The 25885-nt window shown below is 45.7% G+C and carries 12 protein-coding genes; all 12 read left to right on the top strand.

Going from position 1 to position 25885, the window contains the following annotated elements:
- The first annotated feature begins 114 nt into the window (after positions 1-114).
- The 12 genes from C0Q44_RS11095 (at position 115) to C0Q44_RS11150 (ending at position 25860) form a co-directional block, all read left to right on the top strand.
- Positions 115-462 carry a hypothetical protein gene (locus C0Q44_RS11095; protein WP_105407275.1) on the top strand — a complete coding sequence of 116 codons (348 nt, stop codon included), beginning with the start codon at positions 115-117 and terminating at the stop codon, positions 460-462.
- 242 nt (positions 463-704) lie between these two features.
- On the top strand, positions 705-1706 hold the full coding sequence (locus tag C0Q44_RS11100) for an endo-1,4-beta-xylanase (protein ID WP_105407276.1): 1002 nt from the start codon (positions 705-707) through the stop codon (positions 1704-1706).
- Positions 1707-2050: 344 nt separating this feature from the next.
- The gene (locus C0Q44_RS11105) at positions 2051-2869 is read left to right on the top strand and encodes a purine-nucleoside phosphorylase (RefSeq protein WP_105407277.1); all 819 of its coding nucleotides are present in this window, start codon (positions 2051-2053) and stop codon (positions 2867-2869) included.
- A gap of 351 nt (positions 2870-3220) precedes the next feature.
- Positions 3221-3502, top strand: coding sequence for an acyl carrier protein (locus C0Q44_RS11110; RefSeq protein ID WP_105407278.1), 282 nt, complete (start codon positions 3221-3223; stop codon positions 3500-3502).
- Between the two features lie 91 nt (positions 3503-3593).
- Positions 3594-4790: an acyl-CoA dehydrogenase family protein gene (locus tag C0Q44_RS11115; RefSeq protein WP_105407279.1), complete on the top strand. Its 1197-nt coding sequence runs from the start codon at positions 3594-3596 to the stop codon at positions 4788-4790.
- Positions 4791-4968: 178 nt separating this feature from the next.
- Positions 4969-5775, top strand: a complete 807-nt coding sequence (locus tag C0Q44_RS11120; RefSeq protein ID WP_105407280.1) for a phosphotransferase family protein — start codon at positions 4969-4971, stop codon at positions 5773-5775.
- Positions 5776-5840: 65 nt separating this feature from the next.
- On the top strand, positions 5841-6647 hold the full coding sequence (locus C0Q44_RS11125) for a helix-turn-helix domain-containing protein (protein ID WP_105407281.1): 807 nt from the start codon (positions 5841-5843) through the stop codon (positions 6645-6647).
- Positions 6648-6735: 88 nt separating this feature from the next.
- Positions 6736-7443 (top strand): thioesterase II family protein, encoded by a 708-nt coding sequence (locus C0Q44_RS11130; RefSeq protein WP_181150931.1) that lies wholly within the window; start codon positions 6736-6738, stop codon positions 7441-7443.
- Between the two features lie 23 nt (positions 7444-7466).
- A complete protein-coding gene (locus C0Q44_RS11135) occupies positions 7467-7757 on the top strand; it encodes a hypothetical protein (protein ID WP_105407283.1) in 291 nt (96 codons plus the stop codon).
- On the top strand, positions 7754-10030 hold the full coding sequence (locus C0Q44_RS11140; protein WP_105407284.1) for a non-ribosomal peptide synthetase: 2277 nt from the start codon (positions 7754-7756) through the stop codon (positions 10028-10030). Before C0Q44_RS11135 ends, C0Q44_RS11140 begins: the two co-directional genes overlap by 4 nt.
- A gap of 19 nt (positions 10031-10049) precedes the next feature.
- Positions 10050-13898, top strand: a complete 3849-nt coding sequence (locus tag C0Q44_RS11145; protein WP_105407285.1) for a type I polyketide synthase — start codon at positions 10050-10052, stop codon at positions 13896-13898.
- A 13-nt stretch (positions 13899-13911) separates the two neighbouring features.
- Positions 13912-25860: a non-ribosomal peptide synthetase gene (locus tag C0Q44_RS11150; protein WP_105407286.1), complete on the top strand. Its 11949-nt coding sequence runs from the start codon at positions 13912-13914 to the stop codon at positions 25858-25860.
- Positions 25861-25885 lie beyond the last annotated feature (25 nt).

Raw genomic sequence — 25885 nt, forward strand, 5'->3', positions numbered from 1 at the left:
GAAGACAGCATACCATGTGTGAGAGTAAAGGCCATATTTACGCAAAATAAATAAATAGCTTGTCCTAAAATAGCGTTCCTTGCATACCTATGGTAATAGAGGAGCGTGATAGTCATGGAACAGAAAGTGCAAACCTATTTTGAACTGAAACAACAGCAAAAGGACATAGAGCAACAATTGTCTGTACTGCGGGATGAGATTGTCGCCTATTGTGCGGAACACGGAGTCTATGAGACGCAGGTCGGTGGTTACACGGTGAAAACGGTGCTTCAGCACCGGAAGGAGTACGATGATCAGAAGCTGTATGCTTCTCTTCCCGATCCGGACATCTGGCGACTGCTGTCCAAGGTGGACAGCCATAAGCTGAAAAGCCTGATCAAGCTGAACATTCTGTCCGAGGAACAGGTTAGTCCTGCATGTACGGTGAAACAGGTGACCTTGCTACAGGTGGATAAGCTGTAACGCCTCATGCCCTTATCCTAATCATAATGTACATAAGTTGACTTCAACTGACCGTCACAAAGCACTTCCAACGATTAGAATTCTATTGCGATTTTGCAATGGAACATGGAGGTGTTTTTGTTTTGCCGACAGGGTATGGGATCAAAAGAAGTAAAATTTAAGGGGGAAGAAGTTTAATTTATTCATGGTAAGCGCATACAAAAAACGATATGATGGATAAAACGGGCAGGGAGGAATTGTAAATGTCAACGGAAATTCCATCGCTACATGCTGCTTACGCCAACAAGTTCAAAATAGGTGCTGCAGTACATACGAGGATGTTGCAGTCTGAAGGAGATTTTATCGCAAAACACTTCAATAGCATCACCGCAGAGAATCAGATGAAGTTTGAAGAGATACACCCGGAAGAGGAACATTATATGTTCGAAGCCGCAGATGAAATCGTCGATTTTGCTGTTGGCAAAGGAATTGCTGTTCGCGGACACACTCTGGTGTGGCATAATCAGACATCGAAATGGGTCTTTCAGGATGCTTCAGGTGCTCCGGCTTCCAGGGAGCTACTGTTATCCCGCTTGAAGCAACATATAGATACGGTAGTAGGTCGGTATAAGGGACAGATATATGCATGGGATGTCGTTAATGAAGCTATTGAAGACAAGACGGAGCTGTTTATGCGGGACACGAAGTGGCTGGAGTTGCTGGGAGAAGACTATTTGTTGCAAGCTTTCAGCATGGCTCACGAAGCGGACCCGAATGCCCTGCTGTTCTATAATGATTACAATGAGACGGACCCGGTCAAACGGGAGAAAATATACAACTTGGTTCAGTCCCTCTTGGAAAAGGGAGCACCTGTACATGGAATCGGTATGCAGGGACACTGGAATATCCATGGTCCTTCGATTGAGGAGATCCGAATGGCCATCGAGCGTTACGCTTCACTGGATGTACAGTTGCATGTTACCGAAATGGACTTGTCCGTATTTCGCCATGAGGATCGCCGAACGGATCTCACTGCGCCCACTTCGGAAATGGCTGAGTTACAGGAGCGTCGGTATGAAGAAATCTTCAATCTATTCCGTGAGTATGAATCCTCCATTACATCTGTGACGTTCTGGGGAGTGGCAGACGATTATACCTGGCTGGATCATTTTCCAGTACGTGGACGCAAGAACTGGCCTTTTGTGTTTGACCAGCAGATGCAGCCGAAGGAATCATTCTGGCGTATCATTAACGCATTACAATAATCGGTTACATTTTTGAAGAAGGAACTTTCGCCAAGCGGATGATGTTTGTTACATTCATATTTATTGTCGCTGGTCATCATCATCGAATACATGAAAAGCAGAAGCAAATTTTCACCGGAGTAGTATAGTTCCATGTTTTTAAGCGGTCCTGGTATACAGGATCGTTTTTTTTTTTTGACTGTAGCAAAGAAGAATGGATGGCTGACAGCCATGGACACGCTGTTCATTGGCTAGGGGACCGCTATTCCGACTGGAGCTTCCATTTACATCATAGCCATTGTTCATTACACTTGATGAGTAGTACCTCGTTTAAACCCAATTCAGATCATCAGGAGGATATTATTATGCATCAATCCGCACATATTCAGGAAGCAAGAGATTACATATTAAGCCGAATCAGTAACAAGCCTGCCGTAGGCATGATTCTGGGATCAGGGCTGGGAGCGCTCGCGGACGAGATTGAAAATGCGACAGTCATTCCGTATACGGATATTCCGTATTTCGCTCAATCGGAGGCCATCGGGCATGCCAATGAACTGGTCATTGGGGAACTGATGGGCCATACGGTTGTAGCGATGAAGGGACGTCTTCATTATTATGAAGGTTTTACACTGGACGAAGTGACTTTCCCGGTTCGGATCATGAAGGCACTGGGTGTCGAGCGATTACTCATCACGAATGCCTGCGGAGCAATCAACACAAGCTTTGAGCCGGGACAGCTGATGCTCATTACAGATCATATTAACCTGGTAGGCAACAATCCGTTGATGGGACCAAATAACGCCGAACTGGGTGTGCGTTTCCCGGATGTGTCCCAGGTGTACAACCGCGAACTCCGCAGTATTGCCCTGAAAGTTGCAGCAGAACAGAATGTTGGCCTTCAGCAAGGTGTCTATGCATGGTGGAGTGGTCCGGCATATGAAACACCAGCCGAGATTCGCATGATTCGCACCATGGGTGCGGATGCTGTGGGAATGTCCACGGTACCTGAAGCCATTGTCGCCATTCATGGTGGATTGAAAGTGCTGGGGATCTCCTGTCTGACCAACATGGCTTGTGGCATTCTGGATCAGCCGTTAAGTCATGATGAAGTCATTGAAGTTGCTGCGCAAGTGAAAACAACTTTCATTGGGCTGGTTAAAGGCATTCTGAAAGAGATCTAATCCGTTGGCTTCAAACTACTTCAAACGACAAAAAAAGCATGACCCATATCGGAGTTCATCCGATGGGCATGCTTTTTTTGGGCTTAGATGGAGGAAGTTACCCCGAATTTTCTATCGAATACAGATGAAATGTATGACTATTAAATATTTGTGAATATATGCCAAAAATCATTGCTTGGATCAAGAAAATTATGATAGTATCGAAGTCAGAGAATATATGGAATAATTACAAAATGTAGGCCTTTTATTCAGATGCCCATACGTTCTCTTTCAGATGCCTGACCACAGCATTGGTGCTACTAACATTCTGATTTTCGAAGATTACATGTCTCACGTGAGGAGGAATCATTCTTGCAAGAATATCCTGTGGCTTATGATCAGTTTGATATCGATTTTTATCAAGTAGTAGAATTATTTTCTGAACAAAAGCTGGATGTAGATGCATTAGATGAAGATCTAAGGGTTCTGGGATTAAACTCTATTACATTTATCAAACTGATAATCGCCTTGGAGAATAAATTCAATATTGAGATGGACGATGAGTATCTTGAATTGGAGAACTTCACTACGTTGCAGCATTTGAAAGACAGTTTGCGTACGTGCATTCACTATGAAGTTCCCAATGAATCTTAGGGTCATGTTCCTCAAATACCTCATATAAGAAAATCACAGCATAGAGTCCTACTAAATCAACTCATAACTTGAAAATCAGGAGTGATATGTGATGAAGGTTGAATTGAATGCAGAGCAATTGATGTGGCAGGAGAAATTCAAGGATTTCGTAGACAGTGAGATTATTCCATATGCGGACGTGAACGATAGCGAAGAGCGAATTCATCCAGATCTTCTTGCGAAAATAACGGAGGCTGGTTATCTGGGCTCGATGCTGCCTCGTACGTATGGAGGAATGGAGCTGGACAATATCACCATAGGAATTCTGAACGAAGAGGTTGGACGAGGTTGCTCTTCTGTAAGAAGTCTGTTAACCGTTCAAGGTATGGTAGGTTTAGCTATTTTGCGTTGGGGAACTGAACAGCAGAGGCAGCATTGGTTGCCGAAACTGGCTGCGGGTACAACCTTGGGATCTTTCGGACTGACCGAACCTAATGTTGGAAGTGACGCCAAGAATATTGAAACAACGGCCGTGCTAGACGGGGACGAATACATACTTAACGGTCAGAAAAGATGGATTACCATGGGGCAGCTTGCTGGCGTTTTTCTAATTATTGCCCAATGTGAGAACAAACCGACAGCGTTTATCGTGGAAAGAGATTCCATTGGATTCAGTGTTGAACCGATGAGCGGGCTACTTGGAGCAAGGGCATCCATGATTGCCGAACTGAATATGAATGATTGTCGAATTCCTAAGGAAAACCTTCTGGGTCAAGTAGGGACAGGATTATCGCATGTTGCTCTGCCTTGTTTGGATTATGGAAGGTATACCATTGCTTGTGGTTGTGTTGGCTTGGCGAAGGCTTGTCTCGATGCATCCGTACATTATGCCAATTCCAGAATACAATTCGGAAGAGCTATTCGCGAGAATCAAATGATACAGAAAATGATTACTGAAATGTCAGTCAACATGAAAGCTGCCCGCATGCTCTGTTACAGAGCGGGATATTTACGGGATGTAGGTGATCCGGAAAGTATTATGGAAACCTGGACAGCCAAATATTTCGCTTCAACTATGGTAAACAAAATTGCCAGTGATGCCGTTCAAATTCATGGTGCCAACGGATGTCATAATGGTTACCCTGTAGAAAGATATTATCGGGATGCTAGAATCAATGAGATTATTGAAGGGACAACGCAAATGCATGAGATTCTCATAGCCACACAGGAAGTGGTTACTCATCGCCGTGAAATGAGACGTTCAAACAAGGCGGAAAAAATCAAGGATAGCGCGAATCGAAACGTTTAGATTTCACATTGAATGTTGCGAATGACCCGGGATTTACTTCCCTCTTCAGGACCTAAAGACAAGCCCTTTTTTTGCATTAGGCAGAATCATTCATTATGCTAAGAAAAAAAGGGCTTTATCATTAGGTTCTTTAATGTTGTACCAATACGATCTAGGGAAGATACGGAGTTGATTAAGTTTGAAACGGATTGGGCAGGGACAGACAGCAGAAATATTCAGACATGGTGAGACTTCAATTCTCAAACTCTTCAGAGAAGATTTCTCTGAAGAAGCGATTCAGCACGAGTTTGATAATGCTCGAATCGTTTTGAAACTGGGGGTTAAATGTCCAAGAACAATCGATATGGTGATGATTAATAATCGCAAAGGAATCATATTTGAGTTGGCGAGTGGAAGGACACTTCTCGAAGAAATGATAATCAAGCCTTGGTCCATTGAGCGAAGAGCAAGACAGATGGCAGCGTTGCATTATCAGGTACATCAACAATCTGGCGAGCAGATTAAGCAAAAGCACAAAGCGATTCTGGCGAAAAATATAACGAATACTGGCGATCTATCCGATGCTGAAAAGGAACAGATCATACACTATTTAAACACTCTTCCAGAAGGCTTATCTCTATGTCATGGGGATTTTCATCCCAACAATGTGATTACGGGCAAAGAGGCCTGGATTATAGACTGGATGACAGGTGCATCGGGCTGTCCAGCAGCAGATGTGGCAAGAACCCTGGTGTTATTGAAATATGGGAATCTTCCCAAGGGTACGCCCTTGGTCATGAGAACGCTGCTAAAGCTAATCAAAAGTAGAATGAGCAAAGCCTATATTGAACATTATTTATTTCTTTCGGGTATGGAGATTCGCGAGATTCATCGTTGGGTACTTCCCATAGCAGCAGCCAGGCTCACCGAGTGGATTCCTCCCGAGGAAAAAACTGATTTAATCGTTTACATCCGTAATCAGCTTGGAAAATTCAACGCGAACTGAATGAAGGTGTTACTTCGCAAATCGTTCTCAAAACCGTCCGAAAAACAATCAGGAGGTTACCCATAATGGATTTCCAATTGCGTTCTGTGGTTTTATATGACATGGTCGTCCGTGATAAAAAGCATTTGTTTGACTTGTCGCTCCGAAGACAGATTGCTATATTCGAAGTCATGGATTCATTGGAAATCAGTGTGTTTAGCAAAACTGTACAGGTTAAGGCAGGTGCCGTACTGTTGGCAAATAAAATAAGACTCCAGAATTACGATAAGTCTGTTCTGAGAATGAGAGGTATTATTTTTGGATCTGATTTGCTTGAAAGATTGCCAAGCTGTCACATTCTGAATGAGACCGACAGCGAGCACTATGATCTTGCCATCAGCCTGCTGAATAGAACGATAGAAACTAAAGAAGATATAGAAAGAGCCGAAAAAGATTTTCTTGAAGTGTATTCCAGTTATTATCAAACGAACCTGGCTAATTTGATACGCCCGGAAACAGATCGAGAGGATTCGGTGAAACGGAGTTTGGTCCTGATTTGCAAATATATTCAGAACAACTACGAGAAGCCGATTACCCTGCAGTTCCTGGCTGATATGGTTGGATATAATCCGGTGTACCTGTGCAATCTTTTCTCCAAGGTGTTTAATGTGTCGCCCTTAAAGTATCTCCAGCAGATTCGGGTCGACAAGGCTCAGGAATACGTGACTACTACCGATCTTCCAATCTCTGAAATAACCAAAAAGCTGGGGTACAGTTCAAGTACACAGTTCAGTGCGATGTACAAAAAAAAGATAGGGAAAAGTCCAACGGAGCATCGCAATCAATCGAAGAATAGTACGGTTAAATTCCCCCAATCTATTCAATCTACATAATGTATTCAATAACACAGAAAATATTGTATTTTTTTACGTAAAATGATAAATTACGATAAAAATATGAATGCAAGGAATGATAGGGCTAATGAAGAAAATTCAACTTTTTTGTTTGCCACATGCAGGTGGATCGGCGATGGTCTTTCATCGTTGGAAATCATCCTTGAGCCCTTACATTGACGTAATACCGATTGAATTAAAAGGAAGAGGCGCTCGTGTAGGAGAGTCTTTTTATAAAAGTTTTGAAGAAGCCGTTGAAGATATCTATTCTGCCGTCTCCTCTTCCATTACTGGACCGTATGCTATTTTTGGACATAGCATGGGAAGCTGGATGGCGCTCGAACTGTACTATAGACTTGCAGAGTCAATGGAAAGTCTGCCAGTGCATCTGATGCTTTCGGGCAATCGCGCGCCGCACATTCTCAAGGAAGAGAATATTCATGCATTACCGGACGAAGAGTTCAGGGAGACCATTCAGAGAATGGGTGGAACGTCAGATGAGGTCTTTACCAACAAAGAGCTCTTTTCGTTGTTTGCCCCCGTACTTCGAGCAGATTTCCGAATAGTCGAATTGTTCCGTTTCCAGCCCAAATCCTTCAAGGTTGAAAGTGACATCACCGTGCTGACCGGCAAAAGTGACAATCGGGTTAAATCCAGTGATTTGATTGGTTGGAAAAGGTACGCCGGTTCCCAATGCGAGATTGTGAAATTAGAGGGCGGGCATTTCTATATCCAGGAAAATGTTCAGGAAACAACGAGAATTATCAATGAAAAGTTGCAGCCTTATCTAATCTAGTTGACAAGGAGTGTGTTTCAGTTATGACAGTTGATAATCTTGCTCAATTGTTTAACTCCCTGGGTTCAGTCACAGACAGAGGCATTACGTTCCTGAATGGCAGCAAAGAAGAAAATGTGGTATCTTATCAAACCCTTCTAAAACTGGCCCGAATTAGATTAGGAGAACTTCAAGCGTTTGGAATGCAGCCTGGGAATGAGTTGATTTTTCAGCTGAACTCCGATGAAGAGTTTATTGTCACCTTTTGGGCTTGTGCGCTTGGCGGAATTATTCCTGTACCTATCACGGTAGGGGGAATCAGGAGCAACGGATGAAGCTTTACAATGTATGGAATACGCTGAATCATCCGTTCATTGCTGCTGATCAGGATCTCACGCAGAGTCTGGATAAGTTTGCCCAGAAGAATGGATTGGAAGCGATTGTACGTGAAATGCATGCCAAAATATTTGTTACACAAGTTGCATTCAACTTGCGAGAGGAATCTCCCGCAGAAGGAATTGAAGCCTCCATCGAGCCTGATGATATTGCGTTTATCCAGTTTTCTTCTGGTTCAACGGGGCAAACCAAAGGTGTGGTTATTACACACTGCAATGTAATGAAGAATATTGAGGCCATGAATATTTCAAACCAAATTACCTCGACAGACCGTTCATTAAGCTGGCTACCCCTGACCCATGACATGGGTCTGATTGCATTTCATCTTACGAGTACTTTCCAAGGACTACAACAGTTTATTATGCCGACTTCTCTGTTTATCCGTCATCCTACATTATGGTTAACCAAAACTTCTGAACACCGGGTTACCCAACTCTATGCTCCAAATTTTGCGTATAAATACTTCCTGGATGCATATAACCCGCTTACCTTTGCATCAACCGATTTGTCGTCTGTACGTTTTATTATGAATGGTGCTGAGCCCATATCTCCCACGTTATGCTTCCAATTTCTCGATGAGATGAGTCCTTACGGTTTGGCTTCCAATACAATGTTGACAGCATACGGCCTTGCAGAAGCAACCGTTGGTGTTTCTTTTGGTGAGGTTGGTAATTTGACCAGTTACGTACTGGACAGACGATATCTGGAGACTGGAAAACGCTTCGTGGAAGCTGAACAGGGATCGGAACATGCTGTTTCTTTTGTGGAAGTGGGCAAGCCGGTTAAATACTGTAATGTCCGGATTTGTGATGATCAGGATATTCCAGTAGAGGAATTAGTGTTAGGCAACATTCAAATTCACGGCTTGAGTGTAACCAATGGTTATTACAACAATCCGACAGCTACGGAAAGAGCCAGAACAACCGACGGATGGGTTCGTACCGGCGATGTTGGTTTCATGAACCAAGGAGCACTGGTGATTACGGGCAGAACCAAAGACATCATTTTTATCAATGGCCAGAATATATATCCTCATGACATCGAACGTGTAGCCGAAGAACTGGAGCAATTTGATCTAGGGAAAGTAGCCGTATGCGGTGTTTCCAATACGCTTACAGGGTCGGAAAGCACCGTGATGTTTGTTCTTTTCAAAAAAGATGTACAAGCTTTTATTTCGAGAGTCAGAGAAGCCAAAGCACATATTCAACAGCGAATGGGGATTGAACTCAAGTCCGTTCTGCCAATCAAGCAGATTCCCAAAACGACGAGTGGTAAGTTCCAGCGCTACAGGCTTCAAGAAAGATATGAAGCAGGGGAATTTGATAGTGTAGAACAATCCATTGAGAATATGTTGGCCCACTCACATGAGACCAAAGAAACACTACCTGCTCGTGACAGTATCGAACAAAAGCTGATCGAGATTGTAGAGTCCGTCACGGAATTAAGGAATGTCGGGATATCTGATAATCTGGCTGAAGCGGGATTTGACTCGTTGAAAGTTACTCAGATTCATCAGAGTATAGAGGAGGCATTCCCGGGGAAATTGGCAATATCTAGCCTGTATTCACATACGTCAGTCATTTCGTGGGCAGATCTGATCAGACAAGATAGGGTCGAACTTGAACCCGTTGTGATTGATCGCAGTTTTTTCCATCTGGAGCGAGGGTTTGAAGCTGTAACGTATCAGTTTACTCTCCCGGCTTCATTGGTCAAGGATATGCGTCTGGTTGCGCAAGCGGAAGGCATAGGAATTCATGTACTGGCTTCTGCCATGTACGCTTACTTGTTGCACACCCTGACCGAGCTGCCTGGTATTGAAGTACACACAGCGATTGGTGAGAACAGAATAATTAGCCCCATACGCTTGAATTTCAAACAATTCGATACGATGAAGTCGCTTTTTCAGAATGTTAACCAGCAGGTCATTACTGAGCATTCAGAGCAAGCTTTTCCTATAGAGCAGATGAGTCAAATCAAGACAATTAACACGGAATGGGCAATTATCCCCTTATATGGTGAACAGCATCTGTTTAAGGCATCGGATGATCTTCTGAACTATTATGATCTGATCATTCTGGTAACGGATGAAGGTGACGTTATGCAGTGCAATTGCCAGTTTAATGGACGCAAATTAAAACAGAGTCGGGTGAAGCGCTTGATCACGAACTACGTGAAAGGGCTCCAACTACTCGTGCAGCCGGAATTGAAATGAACTTCATGGGAGGACAGCCATGCTTGATCAATTATTCGACAGAGGGCTATGGAACGAAGAAGATGACCAGAGTAACGCCACAGAACTAGATATAACAACGGATAAAAGACATGATATAGCGATTATAGGCATCGGGGCAAAGTTGCCAACCGGTGAGTCCATGGATGAATACTGGAACATGCTTGATCATGGCATTGATTGTATACGTGAGTTGCCAAAGCATCGAAAGGCCCAACTTGATCAGTATTTCATGCACAAGGAAGGTTCGCTGGAGCACATACGTTATCTGGATGGAGCTTATCTGGATGAAATAGATGAATTCGATTATTCATTTTTCCATATGAGTTCGCAGGAAGCCAAATTGATGAGTCCCGTACAACGACTGTTTCTGCAAACGGTATGGCGTGCCGTTGAGGATGCTGGTTATGGTGGCGATCGTCTGGCGGGAAGCCCGACGGGGGTGTATGTGGGAGTAATCGGGGATCAGGAAGGTTATAAGTACAAGCAGATGGTAGAGGAATTAAGTCCCGACATGTTACCAATTGCTACCGTTGGCAATCTATCGTCCATCATTCCTGCAAGAATCGCATATTTACTCCATTTGACGGGTCCTGCCATGGTTGTGGATACGGCCTGTTCTTCTTCTCTTGTTGCTCTGGATATGGCAGTACGTGCATTGCGTGAAGGAAGTTGCGACATGGCTATTGCCGGCGGCATCAAGCTCAATATGATTCCTCTGGATAAAGAATATTACAAGATCGGAATTGAATCCAGTGACGGCATAACGAGGGCATTCGACGAAGATGCAGACGGATCAGGATTGGGTGAGGGCGTTGTAACGGTCGTTCTTAAACCTGTAGAACAGGCGCTGCGGGATCACGATCATGTCTATGCAGTAATTAAAGGCACGGCAGTGAATCAGAACGGATATTCTGCAGGCATAACAACTCCCAATGCCGTGTCTCATGAGAAAGTGCTGACTCATGCCTGGCGTGATGCCGGAATTCATCCGGAGACCCTCTCCTATCTCGAAGCTCATGGAACGGGTACGCTCATCGGCGACCCGATTGAGTTGGAAGGGATTCAGTCTGCTTTTCGCAGATTTACGGAGAAAAAACAGTTCTGTGCCATAGGATCAGTCAAGTCCAATGTAGGGCATTTGTATGACAGTGCCGGGTTAGCAGGTTTGCTAAAGGCAGTACTAGCGCTGCAAACCAGACGTATTCCCTCAACGCTTCATTTCAATCAGCCGAACCGGAAATTCGATTTTGATGAATCTCCTGTCTATGTCAATGTCATATCAAGAGAGTGGGAAGCATCAGAGACCCCACGAAGATGCGGGGTTAGTTCATTTGGATTAAGTGGTACCAACTGCCATGTGGTCTTGGAAGAAGCTCCGAACATTGCGGCAGTAGTAAGCCGGGAGGACAGTTACCCTTTCCTGATCTCAAGCACATCAGCACATAATCTCTCCAGTCAGGTGCTCTCCCATGTAAAGTGGATCAATGAGAACCCGGGTGCAGACTTGCGTGACATTTGCTGTACATTAGCTACTGGAAGACAGCATCACGCCTTTCGTGCCGCTTGGATCATCAACTCCTTGGATCAATTGCTTCAGCATTTAAAGGATTTTCTTGCAGAACGTGAGTCTGGTGAACAGGCACAACAGTCATTCAGGATGACTAATCAGGCATCCTCTCTGGAGGAACTCATCTCAAGGTGGAACACCAAGGGCTGCCATGGAACAGAAATCCTGCAGGAGTTATGCGCTCACTATCGAGTAGGGGCTCAGATAGACTGGTCTAGGATTTACCCGGATGCAGCATATAACAAGTTAAGCCTGCCTTCATATACTTTTGAAAAGAACAAGTGCTGGCTTGAGATCCCCAATCCCAATAAGCTGGCACAGATGAACGATGAGGCTATGTATTATTCATTATCCTGGAAGCCCCACAGCCAGATCAACCCAACCGCAACCTGTGCTGTTGAACATATTGTCCTGATACGAGATGGTGACGAAACGTATACAAGCCAACTGGGTGACTCTATTCGTAAAGCAGGAGTAACGGTTACCGAGGTCATATTGGGAGCATCATTTCATCAGGGAAATGAACATACGTATGTGATTCAGAATAACGTGAGTGACTATGTAAAGCTTATGCAGGAGTTGTCCCTCACAGGTCGGTTTCGGATCGTGCATGCGGCATCACTTAACTATTCGGGAACTTCGGAAGACAAGCTGGAGAAGGGACTTATGTCTGCATGGCGCTTCACAAAAGCGTGTTCCCAATCCATAACAGAACCAGTCGAGATCATCCTGATGACATGTCATGCTAATGAAGTGACACGAGTCGAGAATGTCCTGTATCCAGAGCATTCAGCGATGCTCGGTTTCGGGCAGGTGGTACAGCGTGAGATTCAGAACATCCAATGTCTCTGTATAGATGTCGACCACCAATGGGATGCCTCTCAGGTAACACGTTATCTTGTGGGTCCTTTGGAAGCCAAGTCGCTGGCGATAAGAGAAGGAGAGGTATATCAGGCCGAATTCGGACCTGCCCAGATCAGTGTCCTGCCTGACGTCGAGATGAACTGGAAAGAAGACGGAGTATATATTATCACGGGAGGACTTGGCGGTCTGGGGATGGAGATTGCTGAAAAGTTGTTGTCATTGGGTCGTTTGAATCTGGCTCTGATCTCAAGGACACCCCTGCCCAAACGTCACAATTGGGATATTATTCTGAATGCAAAGAATACCTCTTCTGATCTGAAAAGAAAACTACTTAAACTGCTCGATCTGGAAAGCCAGGCAGGGCAGATCGTATATCTTGGGGCGGACGTTTCCTGTTCTGAACAGTTAGGTCAGGCTATCGATCAATTAAGAAGTCAATTCGGCCGTGTGCATGGCATTATTCATGCAGCAGGAGTTGGCAGCACGGAATTAGCTGACCAGATGACCGAAGATACCTTCAAGGCAATGTTAGCACCGAAAGTGGCAGGTACCCGTCTATTGGATCAGTTGACGGCAGATGATCAACCGGACTTTCTGGTGATGTTTTCATCTGTCGCTACCTTGTTTGGTTCTTCCGGACAGGCTGCATATGCGGCTGCCAATGCTTTTCAGGATGCCTACGCCCCAATGCGTAACAGCAAAGGATTACGGACGATAACGATTAACTGGACGACCTGGAAAGAGGTAGGCATGGCATCCAGAGCCGGTTTTGATTTTGATACCTTATTCAAGGCGATGTCCAAGGAGTGGGCGTTGGAACGGTTTTTTGAAGTTATGGGAAAACAGACGGGCCACTTGTTGGTTGGGGAACTGAATTGGAATTCACCCTATCTGAGTATGTTGAATAATTATCACTTCCATCTTGATACAAGTATTCAGCGGAAGCTGGGATCGAACGAGGCAAGGTCCGGGACACCTAAGCAGAGGCAAATGATAAATGAATGCGTTTCCAATGTCCAGGCCGATTCAGCAGGTAACGATCCTGACTTGGCATCTTCAGCGGAGATTGACCGGACTATCGCTGATATTGCAGGGCAGTATCTCGGGATTGAAGAGATGAACATCCATGACAGCTTTTTTGAACTCGGTGCAGACTCAATCATGATCAAACAGATCTTCTTGAAATTGGACAAGATCTATCCTGGGAAGTTAATACTGACCGATTTGTTTGAATATCCTAGCGTCTCCAGACTGACCACTTATATGAGCAACTCAGACATACAGAAGCCACACCCTCCTCTTCAGAAGGTAACGGTTGAAGAGGATCGGGACACAGACCTTGAAGATCTGTTCGATGAGATCGAACGCGGAACAATGAATCTGGATGAAGCAATCATCAACCTTCAAAAGATGTAGGGGGACGTGAAGAGTGGAGAAAATTCTGAAGCTCCTGGTAGAGAGTGTCAAAGACCAGAAGATGAACAAAACAACGGCGGCTCAGATCGTGAAAATGTTGAAAGAAAATGAAAAGAAACCAGTTAAGGATATTGCTATTATCGGTGTGTCAGCCAAGCTGCCCAATATGGATACGCTGGATGACTACTGGGACAATATTCAAAGTGGTGTGGATTGTATACGCCCTGTTCCCAAATCGAGAAAAGCGGATATGGACGCCATGCTGTCTTATATGGATATACCCGAGAAGGAAATTCAATATTACGAAGCTGCGTATCTGGATAATATCGACCAGTTTGACCATGAATTTTTCCGTCTGCCCCCCAAAGAAGCCAGTCTAACGGATGTCAATCAGCGATTGTTTATGGAGACTGCCTGGGAGGCTATGGAGGATGCGGGTTATGGCAACGACAAGTTGTCGGGGACCAATACCGGCGTGTATGTGGGCTTTTCTAACAATATCAAGGATATGTATATGCGATATATTACCGAAACGATGCAGACAAGTGCATTGTCCATCGTTGGGAATTTGCCCTCAATCTTATCCAATCGAATCTCGTATCTCTTGAATCTGAAAGGGCCCAGTATTGTGGTGGACACCGCATGCTCATCTTCACTTGTAGCTGTAGCCATGGCATGTCAGGCTATACGCAACAAGGAATGTGACATGGCTATAGCTGGCGGTGTGAAACTTCATCTGATGGCACGTGAGAACCAGAATGAAAAGATTGGAATGGAAGCTCCAGACTATCGGACCAAGACATTCGATGATTCCGCCAATGGGACAGGGATGGGAGAAGGCGTCACAGCATTATTGCTTAAACCGCTGGAATCTGCCATGCGTGATGGTGATCAGATCTATGCGGTCATTAAAGGCTTGGCGGTCAATCAGGATGGAAGTTCCGGCGGGTTGACTGTGCCGAACCCGGCGACTCAGGCTGAGTTGATTGTAAAAGCATGGGAGGATGGAAACATTGATCCTGAAACCATCTCGTACTTCGAACCTCATGGGACAGGCACGGAGCTAGGCGATCCGATCGAAATTAAGGGCATTCAAAATGCGTTCAAACAATACACGTCCAAGAAACAATTTTGTGCCATCGGATCAGTTAAGACCAATATTGGTCATCTGTACGAAGCAGCTGGCACTGCTGGCCTGATCAAGGCCATTCTTGCATTGAAGAATAAAAAGCTTCCTCCCACGTTGAACTTTGAAAAACCCAATAGAGCGATTGATTTTAGTGGATCACCGGTCTACGTGAATACCACACTGCGGGAGTGGACAACCAATGGAAAATCTCCACGACGGTGCGGGATCAGTTCCTTTGGTGTTGGTGGAACGAACTGTCATCTTGTGCTGGAAGAGGCACCTTCCCGGGATACATCAGGGACTCCTGTGGTCAATCCAACAGCTGACACGGCTATCCTGACGCTATCCGCCAAGACGGAGGCATCGCTGCGCCAGTTGATCGGAAAGTACATTTATTTTCTTGAAAAAAGTGAACTGCCGACGTTGCAGGATATTTGTTATACCGCCAATACAGGGAGAGACCAATTTCCATATCGGGTGGCTGTCGTATGTATGAGCAACACCGATTTGCATGACAAGCTGATTCAGCTGGACCAGTCGAAACAAATGTTTGGCATATCACATGGAACACATATCTATACCGGTTTTCACAAGCTGGCTAAAGATAAGGAAGCAGCAGATCAGGAATTCAGATTGTCCCCTGCTTCCCAACACGAATTGGGCATGTCGTTAGGGCAAGCCCTGAAAGAATTCACGGGTAGTGGACAACAGGACATGAGCGCGTTGCATCAAGCCGCTGCATTGTATGTATCTGGAGGCGAGGCAGAGTGGGAAGTCCTGTATACGGACCTAAAGGTTTTCAGGGTCAGTCTGCCATCTTATGCATTTCAGACGCACAGATGCTGGATTGAAATTCCCAAACGCAGCAGAAAAGTGGAAAAGCAACAAGCTCAAGGTATGTTTTATCACACCGTCTGGCAACCATACACGCCCGCATCCCAGGTTACTGTCGTTCCCAAAATGAAAGGCACAATACTGTTCTTTCGTGGCGAAGATCAAGTCAGCACAGAACTGGCAGCCAGGCTGGAGAGTGAGTCTGAGGCGAAAGTTATTCAGGTGGCCTGGGGAAATCGTTATGCAAAAGAGGACGATACCCACTATGTTATTCGTGGCGTTGAGAGTGATTACATGCAACTGTTCGAAGAGTTGAAAGGACAGGGACTGACCGGAATTATTCATGGTTTTACTCTGGAAGAGAAGCCTTCAGGGGGTCATTTGCGCACGGAGGAACAACTGGAGCGAAGCCAAAGTCGTGGAATCCAAAGTGCCTTTTATTTAATTAGGGCACTGTTACATCATGATTTGACAAAGGGACTTCAACTTCAATTCGTATCCTCCCTCGCCAATGCTGTTACGGGCTTCGAGGATCAAGTAAGACCAGAGAATGCAACACTGAACGGCTTTGCCAAAGTTATTGAACAGGAATATCCGGAGATTTCCTGCCGATTCGTCGATATGGATTCGGTGACTGATGCCGGTATGATATATGGAGAATTGACAGGGTTCCACGACCGTTTCCAAGTGGCGTACCGACATAACCAGCCATATGTGGAGGAACTGGACATTGCCAACATTCAGGAAGCCGAGCAGGAGAACGTGACGATTCGTGAGAATGGTCTGTATCTTATCGCTGGTGGAACCGGAGGAATTGGTTTGCAATTCGCCAAGCATTTGGCTGATGAACACCGTGTTCGATTGGCACTGATCAGCCGTACATCGATGCCAGATCGCGCGGAATGGGACAGGCTGATGCAAGAAGACTCGAAGCTTGTATCCGAAGAAATGGTTGAACGCATGAGAATCATTAAGGACATCGAATCCAGAGGTTCGAGTATTGAATTAATCAGTGCGGATATCTCGGATCTGAAGCAGATGACTCAGGTTGTGCAGACGTTGAAAGAGAAATATGGGCAGATTCATGGCGTGATCAACAGCGCCGGTGTTGCCAATGATGGCTTAATCATTCGCAAGGAAGAGGCTGCTTTCGAAGAAGTCCTGAAGCCCAAGGTTAAAGGAACCTGGGTGCTGGATAGAGTGACGGCTCAGGAAACACTTGATTTCTTCGTTATGTTCTCATCAGGCATATCCATGTTGGGAGAACCGGGACAGAGCGATTATGTTGCTGCGAATTGTTTTCTGGACAGCTTTGCGTCTTACCGCTCCAGTGCCTCTGGCCGGACATTGACGATTAATTGGCCTGCCTGGAAGGAAACCGGGATGGCAGCAAGATTTGGTTTGAATATAGATACGGCGTTCAAGACGTTACCGACTCATCAAGCGTTAAGTGCATTTGACATGGCACTGAGCCGTCGAATTCGTCGAGTACTGATCGGTGAACCCAATTATTCAAGTGAACTTCTCCCTCTGCTGGAGTCGTCACGGGTAATTCAATTTTCTGAAGCGATGACAGCACGTATTCAACAGGAACGTAGTCCATTGAATGGGCATAAGACCAAAGCAGCTAGAACTGCTTATGAGCAGAAGGTTGAGCTGCATGGGCGAGATAATGGCTTATATACAAGTACAGAGAAGGAACTTGCCCAGCTGGTTGGACATGTACTGGGCTTTACGGGGCTGGATGTATACGACAATTTGTTTGAACTCGGGGTCGATTCAATCTCCATGATGCGCATCATAACCGAGATTCGGGTGCGCTACCATGTTCATCTGAACTATCACACCTTCTTCGAAGGAATGAATTTGGCGAAGCTGGCCATTCATTTGATTGGTGCCCTCAAGGAATCTGGTGAGATATCCGAATACCCGCAACAAGATCCGGACCCAACTAGAAGGTATGAGGACTTTCCTTTGACTGAAGTGCAGATGGCTTATCTGCTAGGCCGGGATGAGCGGTTTGAGATGGGCGGTACATCCACTCACTATTACTTGGAACTGGAAACCCAATTGAACATGGCACATTTCCAGACAGCATTACAAAAAGTGATCGAGCGACATCCGATGCTGCGTGCAGTCATATTACCAGAGGGTATGCAGAGAATTCTGCCAGAGGTACCGGAATACGAATTGCAAATCGTCGATGTACGCCATCTGGATGAGCAGGAGAAGTGGAAGCGTATTGAGGTGGACCGTGATCGGATGTCACATCATATGTTTATTCCGGATCAATGGCCGCTGTTCGAGTTCAAGGCATTCAAGATGGATGATACCCGCCACTATCTGTTATTTGGTTATGATCTACTGATCTGTGACAGTGCGAGTATTCAGATTCTTGGAGAGGATCTGGTGCATTATTGCCGTGAGCCCGATAAGGAACTTCCTCCACTTCAATTCTCATTCAGGGACTACATTATGGCATATGGACAATTGAAGACGGGTGAGTTGTATGCGCGTGATAAGGATTACTGGATGAATCAGTTGGAGTCATTCCCTTCTGCACCAGCCCTGCCGTTGAAACGGGAGCCTAGACATATTAAGAAACCACAGTTCTCCCGGTTGAGTTGGACATTGGAGCAGGGTCCATGGGAGCAACTGAAACATAAGGCGCAACAAAAAAATGTGACACCATCTGCACTTCTTTGCGCTGCATTCGCCCGTGTTCTGGCCCGCTGGAGTAATCAGGATCGACTTGCCATCAATCTGGCGGCCTTCAACCGATTCCCTTTTCATGAAGAGGCAGATCGAATCATCGGTGACTTCACATCCATCATGCTGCTCGAGATCAACGAACAGGCGAAGAAACCTTTCTGGGAACAAGCAAGAAATGTGCAGAGTGGAATGCTTAATATGCTGGAACATCGACATTATGATGGCGTGGAATTCATTAGGGAACTGGCCCGTCATCGAGAAGCTGGAACTTCCGCCATTATGCCGATTGTATATACCAGCACATTGTTTGTAGATGCAATCGGAAGCTGGCAACATATCGGTGATTTGAAAATGGGCATAAGTCAGACTTCTCAGGTATACCTCGATAATCAGGTCATGGAAACAGACGGACAGTTGACCATTAACTGGGATTATATCCAGGAGATTTTTGATTACAATACGCTCTCTGCTATGTTCAATGACTACACATCAATGATTATTCATCTGAGCGAGCGGGAGGATACCGAATTCCTGCCAGGCTTGCCTGAACAGGATAAGGCCATCTGGAATGGATTTAATGCCACTGAAGAAACATTTCATTACTCTACACTGCATGAGTCTTTTGTGGAACAGGCCAAGAAAACGCCTCATCAGGCAGCTTTGATCTATCAAGAGCAGCAAATGACCTATCAACAGTTGGATGAGCAATCCAATCAGATGGCTCGTTACTTGCTGCAACAGGGAGTGAATCGGGGAGATCGGGTAGGGTTATTGGCCAAACGTGGTATAGAAACGATTGTGAATACACTTGGTATTTTGAAGGCCGGTGCGGTGTACGTTCCCGTAGATCCCGATTATCCCGAAGATCGTCAGCAATATATTCTTCAGAATAGCAGCTGTCAAATGATGCTATTGCCGGAACTGTATGTACTGGAAGGACTAGCTGAATATGCCTCAGGCCCAGTAGAACATCTGGCGGAACCTGATGACCTGGCCTACATTATCTATACTTCAGGCAGTACGGGAACCCCTAAAGGTGTAGCCATTGCACATGGCCCTGCCATGAATACCATTCGGGATATCAACAAGAAATTCGCTGTGTCGAATGAGGATCGAATTCTTGGCATATCTTCCATGTGTTTCGATCTGTCAGTCTATGATATTTTTGGTGCACTTGCAGCAGGTGCGGCGATTGTGATGGTTGCTGATCAGCGTGATATTCACGACATGTATGACACGATACAGTTGCATAACGTAACCATTTGGAATTCAGTTCCGGCAATTATGCAGCTGATGGCGGATTATATAGCGGATCAATGCAATGATCAGTTAAGACTTGTTCTGCTCAGCGGGGATTGGATACCGAAAAAGTTGCCCGAGCAAGTATATGGCTGCTTCCCTTCGGCACAGGTTATCAGTCTGGGAGGCGCGACGGAGGCTTCTATCTGGTCTATCTATCATCCAATAGAAGCTGTGAAGCACGATTGGAACAGCATCCCTTATGGAACACCACTTGCGAATCAAACGTTCTATACGCTGGATTACGAAGGAAGACTTTGTCCTGTGGACGTAGTTGGTGAACTTTGTATAGGTGGAGAAGGATTAGCCCAAGGATACTATAATGATCCGGTGAAGAGTGACAATGCATTTATTAAACATCCGGTGTTAGGTCGTTTATACCGTACAGGAGATTTCGGTGTATTGCGAAGAGAGGGATACATCGAATTTCTGGGGAGAAGAGACTTCCAGGTCAAAATCAGAGGGTATCGGGTTGAACTTGGCGAAATTGAAAGCCGGTTATCAGCAATCCATGGTGTCAAACAGGCTGTCGTAATAGACAGGATGGATGAACAGGGAACAAAGGTACTGGTGGCATATTACTCGGCAGAACACAGCTATGAAGAATTGGAGATGAAGCGTCTTCTTGCTCAGGCACTCCCGGATTATATGGTCCCGCAGCATTTGATCCCGGTGGATCAATTTCCACTGACGCCCAATGGGAAGATCGACCGAAAAGCATTGCCTGAACCGACATTTGTGCAGCAGTCGAACGCTCATATCGGAGCGGAAAGTCCGGTTGAGCACAAGCTGATAGAACTTTGTGAAGCTGTATTCGGTATGAAAGGCATAGGGGTTCGTGACAGCTTTTTCCAGATGGGGATAAATTCGATTCGGATGGTACAACTAGTGAACCGAATTGGACAAGAATTCAACCAGCGCCTCAGCTTCAAGGAATTCATGGCACTGAGAGATATTTATGAATTGGCAGCCCTGCTGGAGAGCTCTGTGGAGAACGAAGAGGCGACGGGAGCGGTTCACTACCCGTTGTATGATCCAGTTCCGGATTCCGAAGGTCAGCCATTCCCTCTGACTGAGGTGCAGATGGCATATGTCGCAGGAAGGAGTCAGGCTTTTGAATTGGGGGGCACTTCAACCCATGGGTACCTTGAATTTGAGACCGAATTGGAGATGTCACGATTCAATGAAGCGCTAATTAAGCTGATCGAGCATCACCCCATGTTGCGAGCCATCATCTTGCCTACCGGGGAGCAACGTATTTTGCAAGATGTTCCGGACTATACGATTGATATAGAAGATATCCGCGGCTTGAGCCCGGATGAGAGGGAGCAAGTGATCCTAACTGAACGAGACCGCATGTCTCATCATATTTTCGAATTAGAGCAATGGCCCTTATTTGAAATACGCGCGAAAAAAGTATCCGATAATACTCACCTATTATTATTTGGCTATGATCTGCTCATTGCGGATGGAGCAAGTATACAGATATTCAATAACGATCTGCTTGAATTCTATCATCATCCAGAAATTGAACCAGAGCCTATTCCATTTACTTTCCGGGATTATATTCTGGCCTACAACGAATTTCGAAAGTCGAACACGTATTTGGCGGATAAACAATATTGGCTTTCCAGAGTGGAGGCGTTTCCCGCAGCACCAGCATTGCCTTTGAAGACAGATCCCACCCGAATCAGTGAGCCGAAATTCAAGCGCTTGAATGCGGTGTTTGAGCAACAGCGTTGGGAGAAGCTGAAAAAGGTTGCTAATGAACACGGTCTGACACCTTCGGCACTTCTGTGTGCAGCCTATTCGCAGATCTTGTCATACTGGAGCAATCAGCCCAAGATCGCGCTGAACTTGACGGTATTTAACCGATACCCGTTCCATCCAAGTATTCAGCATATGATTGGTGACTTTACATCGATGATTTTGATTGATGTGGACATGTCTTCCGGGAACCAATTTATGGATCATGTACGTCATGTCCAGAACAGTATACTGGAGGCGCTGGAGCACCGGCATTATGAAGGCATCGAATTCATACGTGATCTTTCGAAACATCATCAAATGGGAAACAAAACGGTAATGCCCATCGTCTTCACCAGCATGATTTTTAATGAACGGGAGACCTCGGAAGGAAAACAGGGACTGATCGGAAAGGTTCGTACAGGTGTCAGTCAAACTTCGCAGGTATACCTGGATCACCAGGCCTCCGATGCAGGGGGACAGTTAACACTAACCTGGGATTATGTGGAAGGGTTATTTGATGAACAGGTCATCGGAACCATGTTTGACCAATACACAGCGTTGCTGGATGGTCTGATTCGGGGAGAACCGATCCTGGGTCCTGACATTCCTGCAGCGGATCGCGACCTGCTGGAGCTGTACAACCGTTCGGAAGAAGAGATCGTGCCAACGACATTGCAGCATATGTTTGTACGGATGGCCAGACGTTACCCGGATCGGGATGCGTTGATATTCGAAGATCGTCGAATGACGTATAACGAATTGGATCAGCGGTCTGGTCAACTGGCACAATATTTGCTTGAGCAGGAGATTGGTCAAGGAGTTCGCGTTGGCGTCATCGCAAGACGCTGTATGGAAACCGTAGTGAACGTCATGGCTATACTTCGAACAGGTGCAGCTTATGTACCGATTGATCCGGATTATCCCGAAGATCGGCGAGATTACATGCTCACGAACAGTGACTGTCGGATCGTTCTGGATGTGGATGCTTACGACCAAGTCTCGGCAGCGAGTTATCCATTATTCCATGGAGAACCTTATGGAAAGCCTGAAGACCTCGCATATATAATCTATACCTCTGGAAGTACGGGCAGACCGAAAGGGGTTGCCATTACACAGGGGGCAGTAACGAATACCATTCAGGACATGAATAGAAAATTCGGAGTTGATGAGAAGGATCGCATGCTCGGCATTTCTTCCATGTGTTTCGATTTGTCCGTGTATGACGTGTTCGGTGCACTTTCCGCTGGTGCTGCACTTGTTATGATATCCGACCAGAGGGATATCCGAATGATGATGGAAGCTGTTGATCGACATCAGGTTACGATCTGGAATTCAGTTCCGGCCATCATGGACATGTTTATGGACCGACTGGAATCCGATGCTGAGCGAAGCTACCGTTGGGCAAGTGTTGAAGAAGGTTCGACATCTGTCATGTTGGCTGCAAAGGATGAGCCCACAGAACCGGTATACCAATGGTCATTCTCCACCTTGTGGCGAATGGACGGAAAGCATGTCTATGTAGATGAATTTAAATGTCCCGAGTATGCATCTCACATGTTCCCTGAGCTTTACTTCCTTGCACAAAAAGGGATTCGACTCTCGGAGATTGCATCTGCTTTCCCGAATGTGCGTGCTGATCAAGTGCATACATTCTTGGAACTGCTTATTCACAGACGTGCTCTGGTGAGCGGACTTATGCAACCGGTGGAGATTTTTCGAAAACAGACCCAGCTATTCCGCAATCCGTATGACGAGAATGTCGCATATGATGCACAGGCGTATGAAGCATTCAAAAAGGTACAGCTACATCGCACGTTCGGGGAACGTACAGCACCTGTAATTAACCTGGAGCCTGGGGTGCAGTATCCTGATTTCATCTCCAAACGTCGTTCTCATCGATCCTTTGTGGAGGATCAACCTATTACGTTGGAACAGTTCTCTGATCTGTTGGGGGTTCTGGGGCAATATCAGCAAGGGCAAGAGATTCTATATTATTATCCTTCTGCGGGAGGGTTGTACCCAATAGATGTGTTTGTTTATGTCAAGGAAGGAAGAGTAGCGGGGATGAAGGCAGGGCTGTACTACTTCAGTCCAGTGGATCAAAGTATTCGTCTCATTCATGGGGATCAGCCATTAACCGATGAGATGCACTACTACACCAACAAGTCCATCTATCATTCATCCGCATTCACGTTGTTTTTCATCTATAACGCGGAAGCTACCATGCCGAAATATGGCGCACAGGGTTACCTGTACTCGCTAATTGATACGGGTATTATGGTGTCCACAATCAACAACATTGGTGAAATGCTGGGAATTGGCATGTGTTCGATCGGAGACATGCTCTTTGACAAAGTAAAACCATTATTCGGATTAAACGAAAATCAGGTGTGGCTGCATACGGTCGAGGCAGGATTAAAACTGGATCATGAAGCCACACCGAAAGAAGATTGGATTAGGCATGAAAGTGATATCAGACGCAATTTCAGTGCAAGTGAAACCCGTTATGGGCAATCAACTGAAGCGGTTCAATCGGAACGGACAGAACGAACGATAGCTGTGCTGGGTGAACAATCCTTTTCGTCAGAACAAGTGAATGGGAAAGGAATCGACGTAGCAAGAGCAAGGGTGGATAACACCATAGCCCTTAGCAACACCAAAACCAGTCTTCGTCTCGTTCTGCTCAGCGGAGATTGGATACCACTCACACTACCGGACAAAATCAGAAGCATATATCCCGATACAAGCATTGTGAGTCTGGGTGGGGCAACAGAGGCCAGTATTTGGTCCATATATTACAGCATTGACGAAATTTCCAGCGGCTGGAGCAGCATCCCTTATGGTTATCCATTGGCGAATCAGATGTTCTATGTTCTGGATTATAAACTGCGCTCATGTCCGATGGATGTGCCTGGAGAATTATATATCGGTGGAGTGGGACTAGCTGACCATTATGTAAGTGATCCCGAGAAGACGGAACTAGCCTTCATTCAGCATCCGATCCTGGGCCGTTTGTATAGAACGGGAGATCACGGGGTACTGCGTAAGGAAGGATACATTGAGTTTCTGGGCAGAAAGGACAACCAGATCAAAATCAGGGGGCATCGCGTGGAACTTGGTGAAATTGAAGCCATATTGAATCAGCACCACGCCTTGAAGCGGGTGTATGTAACAGACCGATTGAATGAACAAAAGAAAAAATACCTATGTGCGTATTATGTCTCTGATACAGAGGTGTCCATTACGGAGCTGAGGGCATTCCTGATATCCAGATTGCCGGAGTACATGGTGCCGTCATTCTTCATTCGAATGGAAGCCATCCCTTTAACGGCGAATGGAAAACTGAATCGAGCTGCGCTGCCTGAACCAACCGCTGTACACACAGTGAAAGCTGAATATCAAGCTCCTGCAAGTGATATTGAGAAGCAATTGGTACAGATATGGAGCGAGGTACTTGGCAATGCTCACATTGGTATTAATCAGCATTTCTTTGAAATCGGCGGTGACTCTGTGCTGATGATCAAGGCACATGCCCGGCTCGAAGAAATATACCCTGGAACAGTGAAGATAACGGACATGTTTAATTTGCCGACCATTTCGGACATTACCGCATTCATAGAGAACCGGATGGAAGAGATCGATGTTATCCATGTGCCTCGTTCGTTAATCCCATTGTCGATAGACTACTTCAGCGAGGGGAATTCGACATCGAGCGAAACGCAGGAGTTACAGTTTAACCTGTCTGCAGAACTTCATGATCGTATTAGGAAGGCAGCCAGCAAGTGGGAGGTAGACACGGAAGACATCTTGTTTGCCGGGTTCGCTTATCTCTTGGCACAGACGTCGAATAAAGATCGGTTGAGCATACATGCTGCCATTGGACAACCCAATGATATTCAAGTGTTTGATCTGGATTTTGGTTCTCTGGAGCAATTTGATGAATTATTTAAGCTTATTCACCTATCCAAGGCGCAAGATGGCAGGGAGAGCTTCCACTCGAAGCATGTCAGTCAACTCTCACCGGAATCCGGGACAGGAACGTTACCTTTGTTCTATAGTGCTAATGCCATCGCATCAGGCGTACCGTTATCCGAGCTGTATGATCTAACTTTACAAGTGGTTCACCAAGAGGCCAGTATCCGCTTTGTATGTGAGTTCCGTTCTACGAAATGGCGGAAGCACAAAGTGGAATCACTCCTGCAGCTGTACTTCAAACTGCTGAACCCGATACTCGAATGATCTCAAGCCGACTGAAAAGGAGAGC

The sequence above is a fragment of the Paenibacillus sp. PCH8 genome, assembly GCF_002968835.1.
In the GTDB taxonomy this organism is placed as follows: Bacteria; Bacillota; Bacilli; order Paenibacillales; family Paenibacillaceae; genus Paenibacillus.